We start from the raw sequence: 19605 nt of genomic DNA on the forward strand, positions 1-19605 counted from the left end.
CAAATCAATGCCATCTATTCGCTATCACAAAATAGAATCATTTAATTATCGCCATATATGGGCCGTTGGTGATATTCATGGCGATTATCAATTATTACAATCCCGCTTACACCAACTCTCTTTTTGCCCCGAAACTGACTTACTTATTTCCGTAGGCGATAATATTGATCGTGGGCCGGATAGTCTTAACGTGCTACGCCTGTTAAACCAGCCCTGGTTTACATCGGTTAAAGGCAACCACGAGGCAATGGCGCTTGATGCCTTCGCGACTGGCGATGGCAATATGTGGCTTGCCAGTGGCGGTGACTGGTTCTTTGAGTTAAATGATTCAGAACAAAAAGAAGCAATAGACCTGTTGCTTCGCTTTCATCATCTTCCGCATATTATAGAAATCACCAACGATATTATAAAATATGTTATCGTACATGCAGATTATCCGGGTGATGAATATCAGTTTGGCAAGGAAGTAGCGGAAAGAGAGGTACTCTGGCCTGTTGATCGCGTGCAGAAATCACTCAAAGGCGAGTTAAAAGAAATAAACGGTGCCGACTGTTTTATCTTCGGGCATATGATGTTTACAAATATCCAGACATTTGCCAATCAGGTTTATATTGATACCGGCTCGCCGGAAAGCGGGCGGTTATCGTTTTATAAAATAAAATGACAAGACCGGGTAAGGCAAAGCCTCTACCCGGCACTTTTTTATTAACGCTTATCTGCCACCAGCAGTGGCGGAATGCTCGGCACCATTGGCGCGTCATCAATATCTTTCTGCGTCATGCGGAACGCTTCGGGATAATGTTCGCGGCTGGTGCGGCGCAGCGGTTCGGTATCGCGCCAGGTATAGAGGCAATGCTGGCACTGGTAGACCGTCCAGACATCTTTTACCGGCGATTTCGCCATCACTTCAATCTGTTCATCAGCACAACGTGGACAAATCATCTTGTTCTCCTTATTGACGTGCGGCCAGCATAGCGGTCAGTTTTTCAGCCCAGGCTTTGGTTTCCGGTAAATCCACCACCGGCTGGCTGTAGTGACCACGGTTGTCCGGGGCGACAGGCGTGGTAGCGTCGATAATCAGCTTGTCGGTGATACCTGCCGGGCTTGAGCCGGGGTCGAGTTCCAGCACGGACATATTCGGCAACTGCACCAAATCCCCTGCAGGGTTCACTTTCGAAGAGAGCGCCCACATCACCTGCGGCAGGTTGAACGGATCAACGTCTTCATCGACCATAATCACCATCTTCACGTAGCCCAGACCGTGTGGCGTGGTCATCGCACGCAGGCCCACCGCGCGGGCAAAGCCACCGTAGCGTTTTTTGGTGGAGATAATCGCCAGCAGGCCGTGGGTGTACATAGCGTTCACCGCCTGCACTTCCGGGAACTCGGCTTTCAGTTGCTGATACAGCGGCACGCAGGTGGCAGGCCCCATCAGGTAGTCGATTTCGGTCCACGGCATACCAAGATAGAGCGATTCGAAAATCGGTTTGGTACGGTAAGAGACTTTATCGATACGCACCACGGTCATGTTACGCCCGCCGGAGTAGTGGCCGGTAAACTCACCGAACGGCCCTTCGATTTCGCGTTTACGGCTTTCGATGACCCCTTCGAGGATCACTTCTGAACCCCACGGCACATCAAAACCGGTCAATGGCGCGGTGGCGATCGGGTACGGGCTTTCACGCAGCGCGCCCGCCATTTCATACTCAGACTGATCGTATTTCAGCGGCGTGGCCCCCATCAGGGTGATGATCGGATCGTTACCGAGCGTGATGGCAATCGGCAGATCTTCACCGCGTTCTTCCGCTTTATGCAGATGCAGAGCGATATCGTGCATCGGCACCGGTTGCAGGCCGAGCTTACGTTTGCCCTTCACTTCCATGCGGTAGATGCCGACGTTCTGCTTGCCGAAGTTATCCGGGTCGAGCGGATCGCGGGAAACCACGCACGCTTTATCGAGATAGAAACCGCCATCACCGTCGTTTAAACGAAACAGCGGCAGAATATCGAACAGGTTGATCTCGTCGCCATCGACGGTGTTCTGCGCCCAGGCTGGATTGGCGCGGCGCTCCGGGGCAATGGGGAAGTTATCCCAGCGGCGGATAAACTCATCAATCTGTTTTTTAACCGGGGTGTTTGGCGGCAGGCCGAGGGAAATCGCGTGGTTCTGCCAGGAACCGATGGTATTCATCGCCACGCGGGCATCGATAAAGCCGCGAATATTGTCAAACCACAGCGCCGGTGCACCATCGCCGATACGTCCGGTGGCGTTGGCAGCGGCTGCCAGATCCGGTTCCGCGTTCACCTCTTCACTGATTTTCAGTAACTGGCCGTGGTCATCAAGCGCCTGTAAAAAGCTGCGTAAATCATCAAATGCCATTATTCATTCTCCTGAGAAAAATTCCGGGCCTGCGGCAATCCTTGCCAGCGCCTGGCGTGAGGATGTTCGAGGCCAAATTGATCCAGCACGCGGGCTACCACATGGTGGACAATGTCATCTACCGTTTCGGGATGGTTATAAAAGGCAGGCATCGGCGGCACCATCGCCACACCCATGCGCGAAAGTGCGAGCATATTTTCGAGATGGATTGTGCTAAGCGGCATTTCACGCGGCACCAGCACCAGTTTGCGGCCTTCTTTGAGCACGACGTCCGCCGCGCGCCCTACGAGACCATCGGCGTAACCAGCGCGGATACCGGCGAGCGTTTTCATACTGCATGGAATAACGATCATGCCGTCGGTACGAAAGGAGCCGGAAGAGATAGTCGCAGCCTGATCCGCCGGGTTATGGCTGAAGTCTGCGAGGGCGGCAACATCGCGAGCGCTGTAAGGCGTTTCCAGTTCAATGGTGGTTTTCGCCCACTTCGACATCACCAGATGAGTCTCGACATTCGGCATCTCCCGCAGCGCTTGCAGTAATGCCACCCCAAGAGGCGCACCGGTAGCCCCTGTCATCCCGACGATCAGTCTCATTGTTTATTCTCTTAATTGTTCGTATACGAACGTTATTATTAAAATACGCCTCTGTTTTCATCGCGGCAAGCACTGAAAAGTAACAACATCTTCTTCGTCACTGAAAAACCGCTATGATAGCGGCAGATAGTTTGCCCGGAGTTTACATGGCGTTACGAAATAAAGCGTTCCATCAGTTACGACAGCTTTTTCAGCAGCACACGGCTCGCTGGCAGCACGAGTTACCTGACCTCACCAAACCACAGTACGCGGTGATGCGCGCCATTGCTGATAAGCCTGGTATCGAACAGGTGGCACTGATAGAAGCAGCAGTCAGCACCAAAGCAACGCTGGCAGAAATGTTGGCAAGAATGGAAAATCGTGGCTTAGTCAGACGTGAACATGACGCCGCTGACAAGCGGCGACGCTTTGTCTGGCTGACTGCCGAAGGAGAAAAGGTACTTGCTGCGGCGATACCGATTGGTGACAGTGTGGATGCGGAATTTTTGGGGCGTTTGAGTGGAGAAGAGCAGGAGCTGTTTATGCAGCTGGTGCGCAAGATGATGAGCAAATAGGATGCTGATTGCCGGGTAGGACGCTGACGAGTCTTATCCAGGCGACAAAACACACCGACTTCCCAAACAAAAGAAAAAGGCCAGCCTCGCTTGAGACTGGCCTTTCTGACAGATGCTTACTTACTCGCGGAACAGCGCTTCGATATTCAGCCCCTGCGTTTGCAGGATTTCGCGCAAACGGCGCAGGCCTTCAACCTGAATCTGGCGAACACGTTCACGGGTGAGGCCAATTTCACGACCTACATCTTCCAGTGTTGCCGCTTCGTACCCCAGCAAACCGAATCGACGTGCCAGCACTTCACGCTGTTTGGCGTTCAGCTCGAACAGCCATTTGACGATGCTCTGCTTCATATCGTCATCTTGCGTGGTATCTTCCGGACCGTTCTCTTTTTCATCGGCCAGGATGTCCAGCAACGCTTTTTCGGAATCACCACCCAGCGGGGTGTCTACCGAGGTAATGCGCTCGTTAAGACGAAGCATACGGCTGACGTCATCAACTGGCTTATCCAGTTGCTCTGCGATCTCTTCCGCACTTGGTTCGTGGTCCAGTTTATGGGACAACTCGCGTGCGGTTCGCAGGTAAACGTTCAGCTCCTTTACGATGTGAATCGGCAAACGAATAGTACGGGTTTGGTTCATAATCGCCCGTTCGATCGTCTGGCGGATCCACCAGGTTGCGTATGTTGAGAAGCGGAAACCACGTTCCGGGTCAAACTTCTCTACCGCGCGGATCAGCCCCAGGTTGCCCTCTTCGATCAGGTCCAACAGCGCCAGACCACGATTGCCATAACGGCGGGCAATCTTCACGACCAGACGCAGGTTACTTTCAATCATCCGGCGACGTGAAGCGACATCTCCACGCAGTGCGCGACGCGCGAAATAAACTTCTTCTTCGGCCGTTAACAGTGGCGAATAACCAATCTCACCAAGGTAAAGCTGAGTCGCGTCCAACACACGCTGTGTGGCCCCTTGCGATAACAGCTCCTCTTCAGCCAAATCGTTATCACTGGGTTCCTCTTCAACTAAGGCTTTCTCGTCAAAAACCTCAACTCCGTTCTCATCAAATTCCGCGTCTTCATTTAAATCATGAACTTTCAGCGTATTCTGACTCATAAGGTGGCTCCTACCCGTGATCCCTTGACGGAACTAGCAAGCAAAAGCCTGGTTCCGCCGAATTATCGCTGCGGTAAATAACGCAGCGGGTTTACGGATTTCCCCTTGTAACGAATTTCAAAATGCAAGCGTGTTGAACTGGTTCCGGTGCTACCCATGGTTGCTATTTTTTGCCCCGCCTTCACTTCTTGTTGTTCCCGGACCAGCATTGTGTCGTTATGGGCGTAGGCACTCAGGTAATCATCATTATGTTTGATGATAATCAGATTACCGTAGCCGCGCAGCGCGTTACCGGCATAAACAACGCGGCCATCTGCGGTCGCGATAATTGCCTGTCCTTTGCTGCCTGCGATATCAATCCCCTTGTTGCCCCCCTCAGAAGCGCCAAAGGTTTCGATCACTTTGCCCTCAGTCGGCCAGCGCCAGGTGGAGATAGGCGTACTGGTTGATGTACTGCTGACAGTCGGCTCGGTTGTGCTTGCTGTTGGTACCGTTACAGGCGCTGTGACCGTGGTCGCAGTTGGCTTGTTGTTCGGCAACATTTTGTTAGCACTCTGTTCACCCGAAGACTCAGAATACGTAATTGTCGGTTGCGACGCAACAGCAACGGTGGAATTTTGTGCAGGCTTGATCACAACTCCTTGCTCTGCTGCGTCGGCCTGGGTAATGGCATTTCCGCCAGTGATTGGCGTACCGGAAGCATTACCCACCTGTAAGGTCTGACCGACGTTCAGCGCGTATGGTGCCTGAATATTGTTGCGCTGAGCAAGGTCACGGAAATCGTTGCCAGTAATCCAGGCGATATAGAAAAGTGTGTCGCCTTTTTTCACGGTATAGGTACTGCCGCTATAACTGCCTTTCGGAATGTTCCCATACTGACGGTTATAGACGATGCGTCCGTTTTCCATCTGTACCGGCTGCTGAGCTACTGGCTGTACTGGCTGGATTTGCGGTTGTTGAGTAGCCTGAATTTGTGGCTGCTGTACCGGCTGAATTTGCGGTTGCTGCGCTGTAGACGTCGTTCCCATTTTCGGCGGTGGCGTAATCAACATACCAGAATTGGTATTTGCAGGCGCATTGCCATTAACGGAGCTTACCGGTGCCGGTGGATTTGAAGTGTCAGAACAGCCTGCCAGCCATAGCGAAACCAGTGACAAAGCCGCAATGCGGCGAACGGTGAATTTTGGGCTTCCCGCGCTCATTTATCCCCCAGGAAAAATTGGTTAATAACCAGTGACATAATTACCGTGCAAGGCACCATACTGAACACTGGAAAAGATGTTCACGATACGCTGACCTGCGGCAAAATAACCAGGAAAAATCCAGGTATTTCCTCACGTTTTAAGCCAGCTCACCCTTCACTAAAGGGACAAAGCGCACGGCCTCCACGGTATCGATAATAAATTCGCCTCCCCGACGACGCACCCGTTTCAAATACTGGTGCTCCTCCCCTACGGGTAAGACGAGAATCCCGCCTTCGTCCAGCTGCGTCATTAGTGCAGTTGGAATTTCCGGCGGTGCCGCCGTAACAATGATAGCGTCAAACGGCGCACGTGCCTGCCAACCTTGCCATCCATCGCCATGACGGGTTGAAACATTATGTAAATCAAGATTTTTCAGGCGGCGACGCGCCTGCCACTGCAAACCTTTAATCCGTTCGACCGAGCAAACATGCTGGACAAGATGCGCCAGGATTGCCGTTTGATATCCCGAACCGGTGCCAATTTCCAGCACCCGCGACTGCGGCGTCAGCTCGAGTAATTCGGTCATTCGCGCCACCATATACGGCTGCGAAATTGTCTGCCCCTGACCTATCGGCAAGGCGATATTGTCCCAGGCTTTTTGTTCAAACGCTTCATCAACGAATTTTTCACGCGGCACGGCGGCAAGTGCATTCAGCACCTGCTCATCCTGAATACCTTGCGCACGTAATTGATCCAGAAGTGCTTGTACGCGTCTGCTTACCATTGCGTGCCAACTCCCACGCTGTTTAACCAGTCTGAAACCACATCTTGCGCGCTATGCGCAGTTAAATCCACATGCAGCGGCGTGATGGAGACATAGCCCTCATCTACCGCAGCAAAATCGGTCCCCGGACCGGCATCACATTTACCGCCCGGCGGGCCAATCCAGTACAGCGTATTGCCGCGCGGATCTTGCTGCGGGATCACCTTATCTGCCGGATGTCGTGTACCGCAGCGCGTCACGCGAATACCTTTGATTTGATCCAATGGTAAATCCGGAACGTTAATATTAAGAATACGTCCGGTGCGCAGCGGCTCTTTACACAGTGCGCGCAAAATTGAACAGGTTACCGCCGCGGCAGTGTCGTAATGTTTATGCCCGTCAAGCGAGACGGCCAGCGCCGGAAAACCTAAATGACGGCCTTCCATCGCGGCGGCTACCGTACCGGAATAAATAACATCATCCCCCAGATTCGGCCCGGCGTTAATGCCGGACACAACAATGTCCGGGCGCGGACGCATCAGAGCATTCACGCCAAGATAGACGCAATCGGTCGGGGTTCCCATTTGCACAGCAATATCACCATTTTCAAAGGTAAACGTGCGCAGGGAGGATTCCAGTGTCAGAGAATTTGAAGCGCCGCTGCGGTTACGATCGGGGGCGACCACCTGAACGTCAGCAAACTCACGCAAGGCTTTCGCCAGCGTTTGTATACCGGGTGCATGTACCCCGTCATCATTACTCAGCAATATGCGCATAATCACCTGTTGTGTTGATAAGTTCCCTGACAACGCTGGTTGCAAAACTACCCGCCGGAAGCCAGAAACGGATTTCTACGGTGACGTCATCCCACCAGTTCCAGCTTAATTGTTGCGGATACAGCAGCATCGCTCTGCGCGCGGCTTCAACTTTTTCGCGCACCAGTAAGGCTTGTAATTCAGTTTCTGCGGCGACAGCTGCTTGTTCGAATGCCAACGCTTCACGCTGAGTTCCCCATTCGCCACTGCCCGGCAATGCGGCGGTTATCATCAGCTCTTTATCGTTGACGCGACGCTGTAATTCCGCCAGTTCTTCGGTGGTTGCGACAAACCAGCTACCACGTCCGGCTAATTGTAGCGCATCGCCGTCAACAACTTGATTAACGTCTGCTTTTTTGAGGCGCTCAGCAACAATCTGATTAAACAACGCACTGCGGGCTGCCGACAACCAAAAACTCCGTTTATTGCGATCGCGCACCGGAGTATTGGTTTGCGCCCAGCGCAGCGCGCCCTGCAAGTTGCTACCGCCAATCCCGAAACGTTGGGCACCGAAGTAGTTCGGTACACCTTTTACGCAAATATCGATCAGACGTTGTTCAACGTCATCGCGATTGCTCACTTCGCGCAGAACCAGGGTAAAGGCGTTACCTTTCAGCGCCCCTAAACGCAGCTTGCGCTTGTGCCGCACATACTCCAGCACCTGGCAGCCTTCCAGTTGAAAGGCGCTCAGATCGGGCATTTCCTTGCCCGGCACGCGAGCACATAACCACTGTTCCGTTACAGCATGTTTGTCTTTTTGCCCAGCGAAGCTGACTTCACGGGCATGAATTTTCAGGAATTTCGCCAGTGCATCCGCCACAAAACGGGTATTGCAGCCGTTTTTGAGGATTCTAACCAGAATATGCTCACCTTCACCATCAGGCTCAAAGCCCAAATCTTCCACCACCACAAAGTCTTCCGGATTGGCTTTCAGCAACCCGGTGCCTTGCGGTTTACCGTGGAGGTAAGTGAGATTATCAAACTCAATCATTTTGTTGCCTTAATGAGTAGCGCCACCGCTTCACAGGCAATCCCTTCCCCACGTCCGGTAAATCCAAGTTTTTCCGTAGTAGTGGCTTTCACGTTAACATCATCCATATGGCAGCCGAGATCTTCGGCAATAAACACGCGCATTTGTGGTATGTGCGGCAACATCTTCGGTGCCTGAGCGATGATAGTGACATCGACGTTGCCCAGCGTATAACCCTTCGCCTGAATACGACGCCAGGCTTCGCGTAGCAGCTCGCGGCTGTCGGCACCTTTAAATGCCGGATCGGTATCCGGGAACAGCTTGCCGATATCCCCCAGCGCCGCCGCGCCAAGCAATGCATCGGTCAACGCATGGAGCGCCACGTCGCCATCAGAATGCGCCAGCAATCCTTTTTCGTAAGGAATGCGTACGCCACCAATGATAATTGGGCCTTCACCGCCAAAGGCGTGTACGTCAAAACCGTGTCCAATTCGCATTATGTATTCTCCTGATGGATGGTTCGGGTGAGGTAAAACTCGGCCAGTGCCAAATCTTCCGGGCGCGTGACTTTAATGTTATCCGCGCGGCCTTCGACCAACTGCGGATGAAATCCGCAATATTCCAGCGCCGAGGCTTCGTCGGTAATGGTAGCGCCTTCATTTAGAGCGCGCGTCAGGCAGTCATGTAACAGCTCACGAGGGAAAAATTGCGGCGTCAGCGCGTGCCATAAGCCGTTGCGATCAACGGTATGAGCAATAGCATTTTTGCCCGGTTCGGCACGTTTCATCGTATCGCGCACTGGTGCGGCGAGGATCCCCCCCGTGCGGCTGGTTTCGCTCAACGTCAACAATCGCGCGAGGTCATCCTGATGCAGACAAGGACGAGCGGCGTCATGCACCAATACCCACTGCGCGTCGCCAGCGGCTTTCAGACCTGCCAGCACCGAATCGGCACGCTCATCACCGCCATCTACAACGGTGATTTGCGGATGATTCGCCAGAGGAAGTTGTGCAAAACGGCTATCGCCAGGACTTATGGCAATGACGACACGTTTCACCCGGGGATGCGCCAGCAGCGCATGCACCGAGTGTTCAAGAATGGTTTGATTACCGATTGAGAGATATTGCTTAGGACATTCCGTTTGCATTCGACGGCCAAATCCGGCCGCCGGAACCACGGCGCAAACATCCAAATGAGTGGTTGCCATGTTAATTCCCGGGCTGATTTATCGATTGTTTTGCCCCGCAGACTGTGCGCGCTTCGACGCGTCAGGCACCAGACGATAAAAAGTTTCGCCCGGCCTGGTCATGCTGAGTTCATTACGCGCACGCTCTTCGAGCGCCTCCTGGCCGCCATTGAGATCGTCAATTTCGGCAAAAAGTTGATCGTTTCGCGCTTTAAGTTTCGCGTTTGTAGCTTGCTGTGCCGCCACATCATCATTGACGCGGGTATAGTCATGTATACCGTTCTTACCGAACCACAGCGAATACTGTAGCCAGACCAGAATAGCCAGCAACAGCAGCGTTAGTTTACCCATCCTGCCCCCTGAAAAACGGCATCATCATCCCATGCATCCGAAGACGACTCTACATCCTCTGTTGGGGATACCGCGACAACGCGGGCAAATGTACCACATTTGTCCATTGTTACGTATACCCAGGGCGTGCAGAACATAATCTCATTATTAGTTACGGTTTGAATTATGAACAGAGGAGACAAGAAAGTACAAATTAGCCCAGTAGCCACATAAACAGTGCGCCAAACATAATGCCTACTGTCATCAGGGTGAAAACAATACTGTAGCGTAGCTTTCCGTCCATCAATGAATGCAGCGCAATCCCCACCACTACTGCGACAGGCATCAGTGCCAGAAAGAAAGGCCAGGTGTAGATAAAGAAGAACAGCGTGTTAGAGCCATAAATCAACATCGGCATCGCCAGCGCAAATAACCAGGAGATAAAACCGACCACGGCACCAGGCAGTGACCATGTGGTTTCTTCATCCTCAGTAAGGCTGTCGTTATTTGTTAGTGTAATGTTATGGCTATTACGCATATTTGATCCTGTTACTTTGACGAACCGGGCATGGAAACCCGGTGGTGTCTCAGGATCTGATAATATCGTTCTGTCTCAACAGATCTAATAATTGCTGTACCAAATTTGTTACTAATTGTTCACCATTGAGATGAATTTCTGCCGATTCAGGCGCTTCGTAAACGGAATCTATTCCCGTAAAGTTGCGCAGTTCACCGGCACGCGCTTTCTTATATAAGCCTTTTGGATCGCGGGCTTCGCAAATCGCCAGCGGCGTATCGACAAATACTTCGATAAAGCGCCCTTCTCCTACGCGTTCACGAACCATCTGGCGTTCGGCGCGGTGTGGCGAGATGAATGCGGTCAGCACCACCAGTCCGGCTTCAACCATCAAATTCGCCACTTCACCGACGCGACGGATATTCTCTTTACGATCGGCATCGCTAAAACCGAGATCGCTGCATAATCCGTGGCGAACATTGTCGCCATCCAGCAGATACGTACTGACGCCGAGTTTATGTAACGCCTCCTCCAGCGCCCCGGCGACCGTTGATTTACCGGACCCGGAGAGGCCGGTAAACCACAGCACTACACCACGATGACCGTGGTGTAGCTCGCGTTGTTGTACAGTGACTGGATGGCTATGCCAGACGACGTTTTCGTCATGCAGCGCCATTATTTATCCCCCAGCAAATCGCGTGCGCCCCAGTGCGGAAAGTGGCGACGAACCAGGGCATTCAATTCCAGTTCAAATGCACTGAATTCAGATGGCGCAGCAGTTGCCTGGCTAACTGGCTCGTGCACCATACCGGCACCCACGGTCACATTGCTCAGGCGATCGATAAAAATCAGCCCACCGGTAACCGGATTTTGCTGATAACGATCTAACACCAGTGGCTCGTCAAAAGTGAGATCCACCAGGCCGATGCCGTTCAGCGGCAGGTTTTCAACTTCGCGTTGGGTAAGGTTATTAATATCAACCTGATAACGAATACCATCAACACGAGCACGCGTCTTCTTACCGGCAATTTTGATGTCATAACTCTGGCCCGCGGAAAGCGGCTGTTCCGCCATCCATACCACATCCACCGACGCGCTCTGCACAGCCGGTAACGCTTCGTCTGCCGCCAGCAGCAGATCGCCACGGCTGATATCGATCTCATCCGTCAGCACTAGGGTGATCGCTTCTCCGGCAAAGGCTTCTTCGCGATCGCCATCAAAAGTCACGATCCGCGCGACGTTTGATTCCACACCAGAGGGCAGCACTTTGACACGTTGCCCGACTTCCACTCGACCGGATGCCAGCGTTCCGGCGTAGCCACGAAAATCGAGATTCGGGCGATTAACGTACTGCACCGGGAAGCGCATTGGCTGGGCATCCACCACTCGCTGGATCTCCACGGTTTCCAGCACTTCGAGCAGTGTCGGACCGCTGTACCACGGCATACTTTCACTTTGCGAAGCCACGTTGTCGCCTTCCAGTGCAGAGAGCGGCACAAAGCGGATATCCAGATTACCCGGCAGCTGCCCGGCAAACGTCAGATAATCTTCGCGAATACGGGTGAACGTCTCTTCACTGTAACCCACCAGATCCATTTTGTTGATCGCCACGACCAGATGTTTGATCCCCAACAGTGTGGAGATAAAACTGTGACGACGGGTTTGATCGAGCACGCCTTTACGGGCATCGATCAGTAAGATCGCCAGTTCACATGTCGATGCGCCAGTCGCCATATTGCGAGTGTACTGCTCGTGCCCTGGGGTATCGGCGATAATAAATTTACGCTTCTCGGTAGAGAAATAACGGTAAGCCACGTCAATGGTGATGCCCTGTTCGCGCTCAGCTTGCAGGCCGTCCACCAGCAGAGCCAGATCCAGCTTTTCGCCCTGGGTGCCGTGACGCTTACTGTCGTTATGCAGCGATGAGAGCTGATCTTCGTAGATTTGGCGGGTATCGTGCAGCAGACGACCAATCAGGGTACTTTTTCCGTCATCGACGCTACCACAAGTCAGAAAACGCAGCAGGCTTTTATGTTGTTGCGCAATCATCCAGGCTTCGACGCCGCCTTCATTGGCGATTTGTTGTGCAAGTGCGGTGTTCATCTTAAAAATACCCCTGACGTTTTTTCAACTCCATGGATCCCGCCTGGTCGCGGTCAATCACGCGACCCTGACGTTCACTGGTGGTGGAAACCAGCATCTCTTCGATGATTTCCGGCAGTGTTTGTGCATTTGACTCCACCGCACCGGTCAGCGGCCAGCAGCCCAGCGTACGGAAACGCACCATCCGTTTTTTAATCACTTCTCCCGGTTGCAGGTCGATACGGTTGTCATCAATCATCATCAACATACCGTCGCGTTCCAGAACCGGTCGTTCCGCAGCGAGATACAGTGGAACAATGTCAATATTTTCCAGCCAGATGTATTGCCAGATATCCTGCTCGGTCCAGTTAGAGAGCGGGAAGACGCGGATGCTTTCGCCTTTGTTAATTTGCCCGTTGTAGTTGTGCCACAGCTCCGGGCGCTGATTTTTCGGATCCCAGCGATGGAAGCGGTCACGGAAAGAGTAGATTCGCTCTTTAGCGCGGGATTTCTCTTCGTCGCGGCGCGCACCACCGAAGGCGGCATCAAAACCGTATTTGTTCAGCGCCTGTTTCAGGCCTTCAGTTTTCATAATATCGGTATGTTTCGCGCTGCCATGAACGAATGGATTAATCCCCATCGCTACGCCTTCCGGGTTTTTATGCACCAGCAGCTCGCAGCCGTAGGCTTTAGCCGTACGATCGCGGAACTCATACATCTCGCGGAATTTCCAGCCGGTATCGACATGCAGCAACGGGAAAGGCAGCGTACCTGGATAAAACGCCTTGCGCGCCAGATGCAGCATGACGCTGGAATCTTTACCGATAGAGTAGAGCATCACCGGATTTGAGAATTCTGCCGCCACCTCGCGAATAATGTGGATGCTTTCCGCCTCCAGTTGCCGCAGGTGAGTAAGTCGTTTTTGATCCATAACCGTTCCTTTGCAATACCGCTATTTTCTTGCCATCAGATGTTTCGACTATAGGGAGCGCAGGAGAACGAATGAAATTACCAATTAGAATGAGTAGTTCCTTAACGGAATAACGATTTGGCAAAGCTAATATCAAAAAGTGCTTAAGGCACCGGATTTCGGGCGTTTAGGAAGATTTGAAATTGTTTTAGCGCATCGGCAGTTTCATACTATGGCGGTAAAAAAATTTGCATGGTATTTAAGGACTCACTATGTTTTCCGCATTGCGCCACCGTACCGCTGCCCTGGCGCTCGGCGTATGCTTTATTCTCCCCGTACACGCCTCGTCATCTAAACCTGGCGATTTTGCTAATACTCAGGCACGACATATTGCTACTTTCTTTCCGGGACGCATGACCGGAACTCCAGCAGAAATGTTATCTGCCGATTATATTCGCCAACAGTTTCAGCAAATGGGTTATCGCAGTGATATTCGGACATTTAATAGTCGGTATATTTATACCGCCCGCGATAATCGCAAGAGCTGGCATAACGTGACGGGAAGTACGGTGATTGCCGCTCATGAAGGCAAAGCGCCGCAGCAGATCATCATTATGGCGCATCTGGATACTTACGCCCCGCTGAGCGATGCTGACGCCGATGCCAATCTCGGCGGGCTGACGTTACAAGGAATGGATGATAACGCCGCAGGTTTAGGTGTCATGCTGGAATTGGCAGAACGCCTGAAAAATACGCCTACCGAGTATGGTATTCGATTTGTGGCGACCAGTGGTGAAGAGGAAGGGAAATTAGGTGCTGAGAATTTACTCAAGCGGATGAGTGACACCGAAAAGAAAAATACGCTGCTGGTGATTAATCTCGATAACTTAATTGTTGGCGATAAATTGTATTTCAACAGCGGCGTAAAAACCCCTGAAGCAGTAAGGAAATTAACGCGCGACAGGGCGCTGGCAATTGCGCGTAGTCATGGAATTGCCGCAACGACCAATCCGGGTTTGAATAAAAATTATCCGAAGGGTACTGGCTGTTGTAATGACGCCGAAGTTTTCGACAAAGCCGGTATTGCCGTACTTTCGGTAGAAGCAACAAATTGGAATCTTGGGAATAAGGATGGTTATCAGCAACGCGCAAAAACAGCTGCATTCCCTGCGGGAAATAGCTGGCATGACGTAAGACTGGATAATCAACAACATATTGATAAGGCACTTCCAGGAAGAATAGAACGTCGCTGCCGTGATGTTATGCGGATAATGCTACCGCTGGTGAAGGAGCTGGCGAAGGCGTCTTGATGGGTTTGAAAATGAGAGCTGGGAGTTCTACCGCAGGGGCGGGGAACTCCAAGTGATGTCCATCATCGCATCCAGTGCGTCCGGTTTATCCCCGCTGACGCGGGGAACACACATGAATGTCGGTTCAGACCGTGTTTTTACCCGGTTTATCCCCGCTGGCGCGGGGAACACTCGTCGGCGTCTTCACCCGTCGCATAACGCTGCGGTTTATCCCCGCTGGCGCGGGGAACACTGCCAGCGTGTCGGCGTGCGTTTCGCGCTGCCCGGTTTATCCCCGCTGACGCGGGGAACACGTTGCTGCTGCGTTCGATATTATTTTATACCCCGGCTTATCCCCGCTGACGCGGGGAACACTCGATCGATAGCTGCGCGATACCTGCGGGGATCGGTTTATCCCCGCTGACGCGGGGAACACCTGGCCCGTGCCTGTATTTTTTCGTCGTTACTCGGTTTATCCCCGCTGACGCGGGGAACACCGCGGCAATTATTCAGACCGCTGCACGGAATGCGGTTTATCCCCGCTGACGCGGGGAACACGGACTCGCCGCAGGTGAGGAAAACGCAATAACCGGTTTATCCCCGCTGACGCGGGGAACACGTTATTGCTGCCTCCGTCACCTGTCCGATCGGCGGTTTATCCCCGCTGACGCGGGGAACACAATTTCTTCAGCCAACTTTTTTCGGACCGTCACGGTTTATCCCCGCTGACGCGGGGAACACCGCCCGTTTGAACAAAAACGGGTATCTAACTGCGGTTTATCCCCGCTGACACGGGGAACACATAATTGATCGTGATTATCACGTTAGTGCCGCCGGTTTATCCCCGCTGACGCGGGGAACACCTGTTGGCAAGCCAGGATCTGAACAATACCGTCGGTTTATCCCCGCTGACGCGGGGAACACCAATTTGGCAATCGGGGCGACTATCTTTGGATCGGTTTATCCCCGCTGACGCGGGGAACACTTCTCGTTACTGGCGACCAGTCGAGGCGCTGGCGGTTTATCCCCGCTGACGCGGGGAACACGGCAGCTATCGAGGCAGTTATCGAGCGTCGCGCGGTTTATCCCCGCTGACGCGGGGAACACCAAAGGACACCGGGAGGCACCCGGCACCGCAGCGGTTTATCCCCGCTGACGCGGGGAACACACTAAGCATACATAACTGTTTTTAAAAAAATTTATTCCGCATCAACAATCTACCAACTAAATTAAAACATTTCCTTATTTTTAAAGAACAGATAACTTATTGATTATCAACAGGAAGAAAAGAAACCAAACGCACCCCATCCAAATCCACCGGAATACGTCTATTTTCACCCCAAGTCTGAAATTCAAAACCCGACTCGGTATTGGTCGCCCAGGCCATTACCACATTTCCGCAACCTGCCAGTTGAGAGATTTGCTGCCAGATCATCTCCCGAATACGTTTGGACGTATCTCCGACATAAACACCGGCACGCACTTCCAGGAGCCAGATCGCGAGCCGTCCACGTAAGCGCGGAGGGACATTTTCTGTAACAACGACGACCATACTCATCCGCCGCGTCCCCGGTGACCGCTATCGCCCAGCGTTTCAGGTTCAGGGATGGCAGGCGGTAACATATCCGGCGCGGGTTGTGGTGGTTCAATTTCACCTGCGGCAAGCACTTCCTCGATTAACGGAATTAATTTGCCCGTTAACTTACTGCTACGGAAAATATCACGACAGGCCAACCTGACTTCTTTATCTGGTTCTGCGGGTTGCCTCGCTGCTATTTCAAATGCCTTTGGCACAACCGAATCAAATTTAATGATATCGGCTATGTCATAAACAAATGAAAGCGGTTTGCCACTATGGATAAATCCAATAGCGGGCGCATATCCCGCGGCTAATACTGCCGCTTCAGAAATACCGTACAGACATGATGTGGCAGCACTGATGCAGCGATTCACAACATCGCCTTTTTCCCAGTCTTTAGGATCGTATTTGCGACCATTCCATTTCACACCATATTGTTTCGCCAGTAATGCATACGTCTGGCGAACGCGGGATCCCTCAATTCCACGTAGCTGCTCCACTGAACGGCGAGCTGGCGGTGGCTCACGAAAACGTAATTCATACATTTTGCGCACCACCTTCAGACGTAGATCTTCCGTTAAAGCCAGCTTTGCCTGGTAGAGTAACTTATCAGCACGCGCCCCACCGGGTTGTCCGGAAGAGTAGACGCGAACACCCGCTTCACCGACCCAGACCAGTAGCGTCCCCACCGTGGCGGCCAGATGCACCGCCGCGTGGGAAACTCTCGTTCCCGGTTCGAGCATAATGCAGGCGACCGATCCCACCGGAATGTGCGTGCGGATCCCGGTTTTGTCGATCAGCACGAAAGCGCCGTCCAGTACGTCGATTTGACCGTACTGGAGGAAGATCATAGAGGTGCGATCTTTTAACGGGATCGGACTCAGTGGTACAAACGTCACGCCTCTGCTCCGGGTTTGATCAGCATCAGACCACAGCCGAACGCGCGGCTTTTGCCATACCCCTGGCTCAGACGTTGCAGAAATAACCCAGGATCGGTGACCGTAAGCATCCCCGTATAATCCACGCTACTGAACTGGATCAGTTGCCGGGAGTTTTCCCGCCGCAGTTGCTGTTGTCGGTAGGCATCGACCGAGGTATCCAGTAGTGTAAAACCGCTTCTTTCCCCCTGCGCTGCCAGCCAGTCCAGCGCCGCCTGTTGTTGATGCAACCAGACATCACTTCCTTCCACCTGCCCCCTCACCTGCCGTTTCGCCTCCATCAGCAAATCGTGGCGTTTGCCCGCTTTACAAATTGTTGGATTCGCCCGCAGGTTGAAACAAAGGGATTGTCCGGTACGCAACTCTGGCGCAAATGGTCGGCATTCGATGGTGAAAATATCACTTTCCGCCGGGCGTTCCTGCGACAGGACAAAAAAGCGAAACGCCCCCTGGAGTTCTTCCCGACGATAAAGAAATTGCCTTTCTTTGCCGCCAGGAAAAAGATCCCACAGCCACTGATGCATTACATATTCACCGCGATCCACCAAATGCAGCAACTGCGCAGGCAAAAGCTGGCCGGTATGTAAGGTTATTCTTGAGAGGTACATGGTTCCTCCTTGCTGAGCCACGGCCCCTGATTGATGGTGCGTTCCCCAAACAGCCACTGCTGACGATTTAAAGGAACATCCCGGCGACGTAATATTTTGCTCGCGACCAGGCCGTCGTGTTCCCCTTCCCACCAGCATTCATCCTGAAGTTTCGGGAGTGAGACTTTCAGTTCGCGGAAACTATCCTGATACTGTTGGTATGCGTTACGTAAGACATCAGACGCGTTGCCTTCGAGCAGTAACGGCGCAAGTGGTAACGCCAGCGGATGACTTTTTCGCCCCAGATAAAGTGGAAAAACCGGATGACGTAAACCGTCCTGCAACTGTTCAAGCCTGTAAGGCGCATCGGGGGTTGTTGCCACCGCCACCATCCACCAGGCATCGGTGTAGTAGTCGCGCCGGGAGATAATCGCGCTCAGAAGATCAGGGGCGCTCAACTCTTCGCGACGGCTGAAATAACGCGCTTTACGCACCTCTTTTGGCATCTGGACCGTGTGATAATCCCGTGCCCAGCGCGGGTTACGGCTGGCGCAAACCACCAGTGAATAGTGGCGGTTAAACGCGTTTAATCGTTCGGTATCATCACGCCGAATCCCTACCCCGGCAGCCAGCAGCCCCAGCAATGCTGAGCGCGAAGGCAGTTCATGGGTATGACGCACTTCGCCGGGGGCATCGACGCCCCAGGATGCCATTGGCCCATGAAGCTGAAAAATCAAATATTGGCTCATTAGCCGCCCCTTACGCGCAGATAAAGTCCAGCACGTCCTTCATGCTTCCCTGTTTGTTCATCACGTCAAAGCTTGCGCATTCGGTCTTCTGTTCATAGACCGTATTCATATTTTCGCGAAGCGTTGTAATACGCTGCACCGCCACATCTAACTGCCGGGTGCCATTAATGGGTTCATAGAAAGCCGCCGCCAGAGAGCGTGGTTGTTCAGTGCCTTTTTCTGCCAGCGCCCAGGAGGCGTAGGCACGGCTGGCAAAGCTGTTCTGTTTGCCGGTTGGGGAGACTTTAAGTGCGGCTTCCGTAAAGGCGCGCAAGGTCTGATTAGCTAACGCTTCGTCACCGCCGAGGTTTTCGACCAGCAGATCTTTATCGATGCAGATATAGGTGTAGAACAGCGCAGAACCGAATCCGGTTTCACCAAGATGCCCGGCACCGGCATCTTCAGAAGCCTGGCGCAAATCATCAACGGCGGTGAAAAAATCATCTTCGACAATCGTTTCACTGACACCAAATGCATGCGCGACCTGGCAGGCGGCTTCAACATTAAATTCGGGTTTATTCGCCAGCATACGACCAAACATAGCGATATCTACCGCCATGCGATCTTTACGTAACAAAGCGAGATCTTCCTCTTTTGGCGCGCGCTTTTCTTCGGCCAGTTGATGGGCCAGCGCTTTTACGGCGTCAAATTCTGCCGGGCTGATATGGACTAGCTGTTCAGTTTCGGCGTTAGTGAGCGGATCTTTTGGTTTTTTGTCGTTTTTAGCTTTCCCAAGATAATCCGCAATTTTTGCCGCCCATTCGATGGCTTTTTTCTCTTCGATGCCTTTCTCAATCAGGATAGTTGCCGCCTCACGCGCAATACGCCCACTGCGAATACCAATATGGCCCGCCAGTGCCTGTTCAAAAAGTGCAGAAGTGCGCCACGCACGTTTCAGACTTTGTGAGGAAACGCGCAGACGCGTTGCTCCACCCAGTACCACAGTTTTTGGCGCACCGGTGTCATCACGGTTAAGGTTGGCAGCAGGGTAAGCGGTTAACAAATGAAGCTGAATAAATGTCGTCAT

Annotated in this window: 23 protein-coding genes and 1 CRISPR repeat array; of the genes, 3 read left to right on the forward strand and 20 right to left on the reverse strand. The window is 52.7% G+C overall.

The features are described from left to right. Positions 1-7: 7 nt before the first annotated feature. A complete protein-coding gene (pphB, locus tag ACJHYR_RS02900) occupies positions 8-664 on the forward strand; it encodes a protein-serine/threonine phosphatase (protein WP_001139308.1) in 657 nt (218 codons plus the stop codon). A 41-nt stretch (positions 665-705) separates the two neighbouring features. On the opposite strand, the gene ACJHYR_RS02905 is transcribed toward pphB, so the two are convergent. The 3 genes from ACJHYR_RS02905 to ACJHYR_RS02915 are packed head-to-tail and all read right to left on the reverse strand — an operon-like array spanning position 706 to position 2973. Next, positions 706-942, reverse strand: coding sequence for a non-oxidative hydroxyarylic acid decarboxylases subunit D (locus ACJHYR_RS02905; protein ID WP_000562983.1), 237 nt, complete (start codon positions 940-942; stop codon positions 706-708). A 10-nt stretch (positions 943-952) separates the two neighbouring features. After that, positions 953-2380 (reverse strand): non-oxidative hydroxyarylic acid decarboxylases subunit C, encoded by a 1428-nt coding sequence (locus tag ACJHYR_RS02910; RefSeq protein ID WP_000863186.1) that lies wholly within the window; start codon positions 2378-2380, stop codon positions 953-955. Then, positions 2380-2973, reverse strand: a complete 594-nt coding sequence (locus ACJHYR_RS02915; RefSeq protein WP_001237176.1) for a non-oxidative hydroxyarylic acid decarboxylases subunit B — start codon at positions 2971-2973, stop codon at positions 2380-2382. The genes ACJHYR_RS02910 and ACJHYR_RS02915 overlap by 1 nt, the downstream gene beginning before the upstream one ends. Positions 2974-3119: 146 nt before the next feature. On the opposite strand from ACJHYR_RS02915, the gene ACJHYR_RS02920 reads away from it, so the two are divergent. Continuing rightward, positions 3120-3527: a MarR family winged helix-turn-helix transcriptional regulator gene (locus ACJHYR_RS02920; protein WP_001208065.1), complete on the forward strand. Its 408-nt coding sequence runs from the start codon at positions 3120-3122 to the stop codon at positions 3525-3527. A gap of 120 nt (positions 3528-3647) precedes the next feature. On the opposite strand, the gene rpoS is transcribed toward ACJHYR_RS02920, so the two are convergent. The 12 genes from rpoS to cysD form a co-directional block, all read right to left on the reverse strand. Further along, positions 3648-4640 (reverse strand): RNA polymerase sigma factor RpoS, encoded by a 993-nt coding sequence (gene rpoS / locus ACJHYR_RS02925; protein ID WP_000081550.1) that lies wholly within the window; start codon positions 4638-4640, stop codon positions 3648-3650. 62 nt (positions 4641-4702) lie between these two features. Continuing rightward, a complete protein-coding gene (nlpD, locus tag ACJHYR_RS02930; protein WP_001272592.1) occupies positions 4703-5842 on the reverse strand; it encodes a murein hydrolase activator NlpD in 1140 nt (379 codons plus the stop codon). Between the two features lie 139 nt (positions 5843-5981). Further along, a complete protein-coding gene (gene pcm, locus ACJHYR_RS02935) occupies positions 5982-6608 on the reverse strand; it encodes a protein-L-isoaspartate O-methyltransferase (protein WP_000254708.1) in 627 nt (208 codons plus the stop codon). Beyond that, positions 6602-7363, reverse strand: coding sequence for a 5'/3'-nucleotidase SurE (gene surE / locus ACJHYR_RS02940; protein ID WP_001305779.1), 762 nt, complete (start codon positions 7361-7363; stop codon positions 6602-6604). Before surE ends, pcm begins: the two co-directional genes overlap by 7 nt. Continuing rightward, positions 7344-8393, reverse strand: a complete 1050-nt coding sequence (gene truD, locus ACJHYR_RS02945; RefSeq protein ID WP_000568953.1) for a tRNA pseudouridine(13) synthase TruD — start codon at positions 8391-8393, stop codon at positions 7344-7346. The genes surE and truD overlap by 20 nt, the downstream gene beginning before the upstream one ends. Next, positions 8390-8869 (reverse strand): 2-C-methyl-D-erythritol 2,4-cyclodiphosphate synthase, encoded by a 480-nt coding sequence (gene ispF / locus ACJHYR_RS02950; RefSeq protein WP_001219242.1) that lies wholly within the window; start codon positions 8867-8869, stop codon positions 8390-8392. Before ispF ends, truD begins: the two co-directional genes overlap by 4 nt. Further along, entirely contained in the window at positions 8869-9579 is a 711-nt protein-coding gene (ispD, locus tag ACJHYR_RS02955) for a 2-C-methyl-D-erythritol 4-phosphate cytidylyltransferase (RefSeq protein WP_000246141.1), read from the reverse strand. Before ispD ends, ispF begins: the two co-directional genes overlap by 1 nt. An 18-nt stretch (positions 9580-9597) precedes the next feature. Further along, the gene (gene ftsB / locus ACJHYR_RS02960) at positions 9598-9909 is read right to left on the reverse strand and encodes a cell division protein FtsB (RefSeq protein WP_000517476.1); all 312 of its coding nucleotides are present in this window, start codon (positions 9907-9909) and stop codon (positions 9598-9600) included. A gap of 193 nt (positions 9910-10102) precedes the next feature. Next, positions 10103-10426 (reverse strand): DUF3561 family protein, encoded by a 324-nt coding sequence (locus tag ACJHYR_RS02965; protein ID WP_001246103.1) that lies wholly within the window; start codon positions 10424-10426, stop codon positions 10103-10105. 49 nt (positions 10427-10475) lie between these two features. After that, complete coding sequence (gene cysC / locus ACJHYR_RS02970; RefSeq protein ID WP_001173673.1) at positions 10476-11081, reverse strand: adenylyl-sulfate kinase; 606 nt, start codon at positions 11079-11081, stop codon at positions 10476-10478. Beyond that, complete coding sequence (gene cysN / locus ACJHYR_RS02975; RefSeq protein ID WP_001090392.1) at positions 11081-12508, reverse strand: sulfate adenylyltransferase subunit CysN; 1428 nt, start codon at positions 12506-12508, stop codon at positions 11081-11083. Before cysN ends, cysC begins: the two co-directional genes overlap by 1 nt. Before the next feature lies 1 nt (position 12509). Next, on the reverse strand, positions 12510-13418 hold the full coding sequence (cysD, locus tag ACJHYR_RS02980) for a sulfate adenylyltransferase subunit CysD (RefSeq protein ID WP_000372392.1): 909 nt from the start codon (positions 13416-13418) through the stop codon (positions 12510-12512). Positions 13419-13669: 251 nt separating this feature from the next. On the opposite strand from cysD, the gene iap reads away from it, so the two are divergent. Next, positions 13670-14707, forward strand: coding sequence for an alkaline phosphatase isozyme conversion aminopeptidase (gene iap / locus ACJHYR_RS02985; RefSeq protein WP_000490448.1), 1038 nt, complete (start codon positions 13670-13672; stop codon positions 14705-14707). Between the two features lie 81 nt (positions 14708-14788). Next, a CRISPR array of direct repeats spans positions 14789-15854; the repeat unit is 29 nt; unit sequence CGGTTTATCCCCGCTGACGCGGGGAACAC. Between the two features lie 96 nt (positions 15855-15950). Here the strand turns inward: iap and cas2e are convergent. Genes cas2e through cas7e form a run of 5 tightly spaced genes read right to left on the reverse strand, consistent with a single transcriptional unit; the run spans position 15951 to position 19605 of the window. Next, positions 15951-16244, reverse strand: coding sequence for a type I-E CRISPR-associated endoribonuclease Cas2e (cas2e, locus tag ACJHYR_RS02990; protein WP_000063172.1), 294 nt, complete (start codon positions 16242-16244; stop codon positions 15951-15953). Continuing rightward, complete coding sequence (gene cas1e, locus ACJHYR_RS02995; protein WP_000144858.1) at positions 16241-17164, reverse strand: type I-E CRISPR-associated endonuclease Cas1e; 924 nt, start codon at positions 17162-17164, stop codon at positions 16241-16243. Before cas1e ends, cas2e begins: the two co-directional genes overlap by 4 nt. Beyond that, positions 17161-17811, reverse strand: a complete 651-nt coding sequence (cas6e, locus tag ACJHYR_RS03000; protein ID WP_033870599.1) for a type I-E CRISPR-associated protein Cas6/Cse3/CasE — start codon at positions 17809-17811, stop codon at positions 17161-17163. The genes cas1e and cas6e overlap by 4 nt, the downstream gene beginning before the upstream one ends. Further along, positions 17793-18539 (reverse strand): type I-E CRISPR-associated protein Cas5/CasD, encoded by a 747-nt coding sequence (cas5e, locus tag ACJHYR_RS03005; RefSeq protein ID WP_001521156.1) that lies wholly within the window; start codon positions 18537-18539, stop codon positions 17793-17795. Before cas5e ends, cas6e begins: the two co-directional genes overlap by 19 nt. A gap of 10 nt (positions 18540-18549) precedes the next feature. Next, complete coding sequence (cas7e, locus tag ACJHYR_RS03010) at positions 18550-19605, reverse strand: type I-E CRISPR-associated protein Cas7/Cse4/CasC (RefSeq protein WP_000206445.1); 1056 nt, start codon at positions 19603-19605, stop codon at positions 18550-18552.

The organism is Escherichia sp. WS1450 (assembly GCF_046487395.1).
In the GTDB taxonomy this organism is placed as follows: domain Bacteria; phylum Pseudomonadota; class Gammaproteobacteria; order Enterobacterales; family Enterobacteriaceae; genus Escherichia; species Escherichia coli.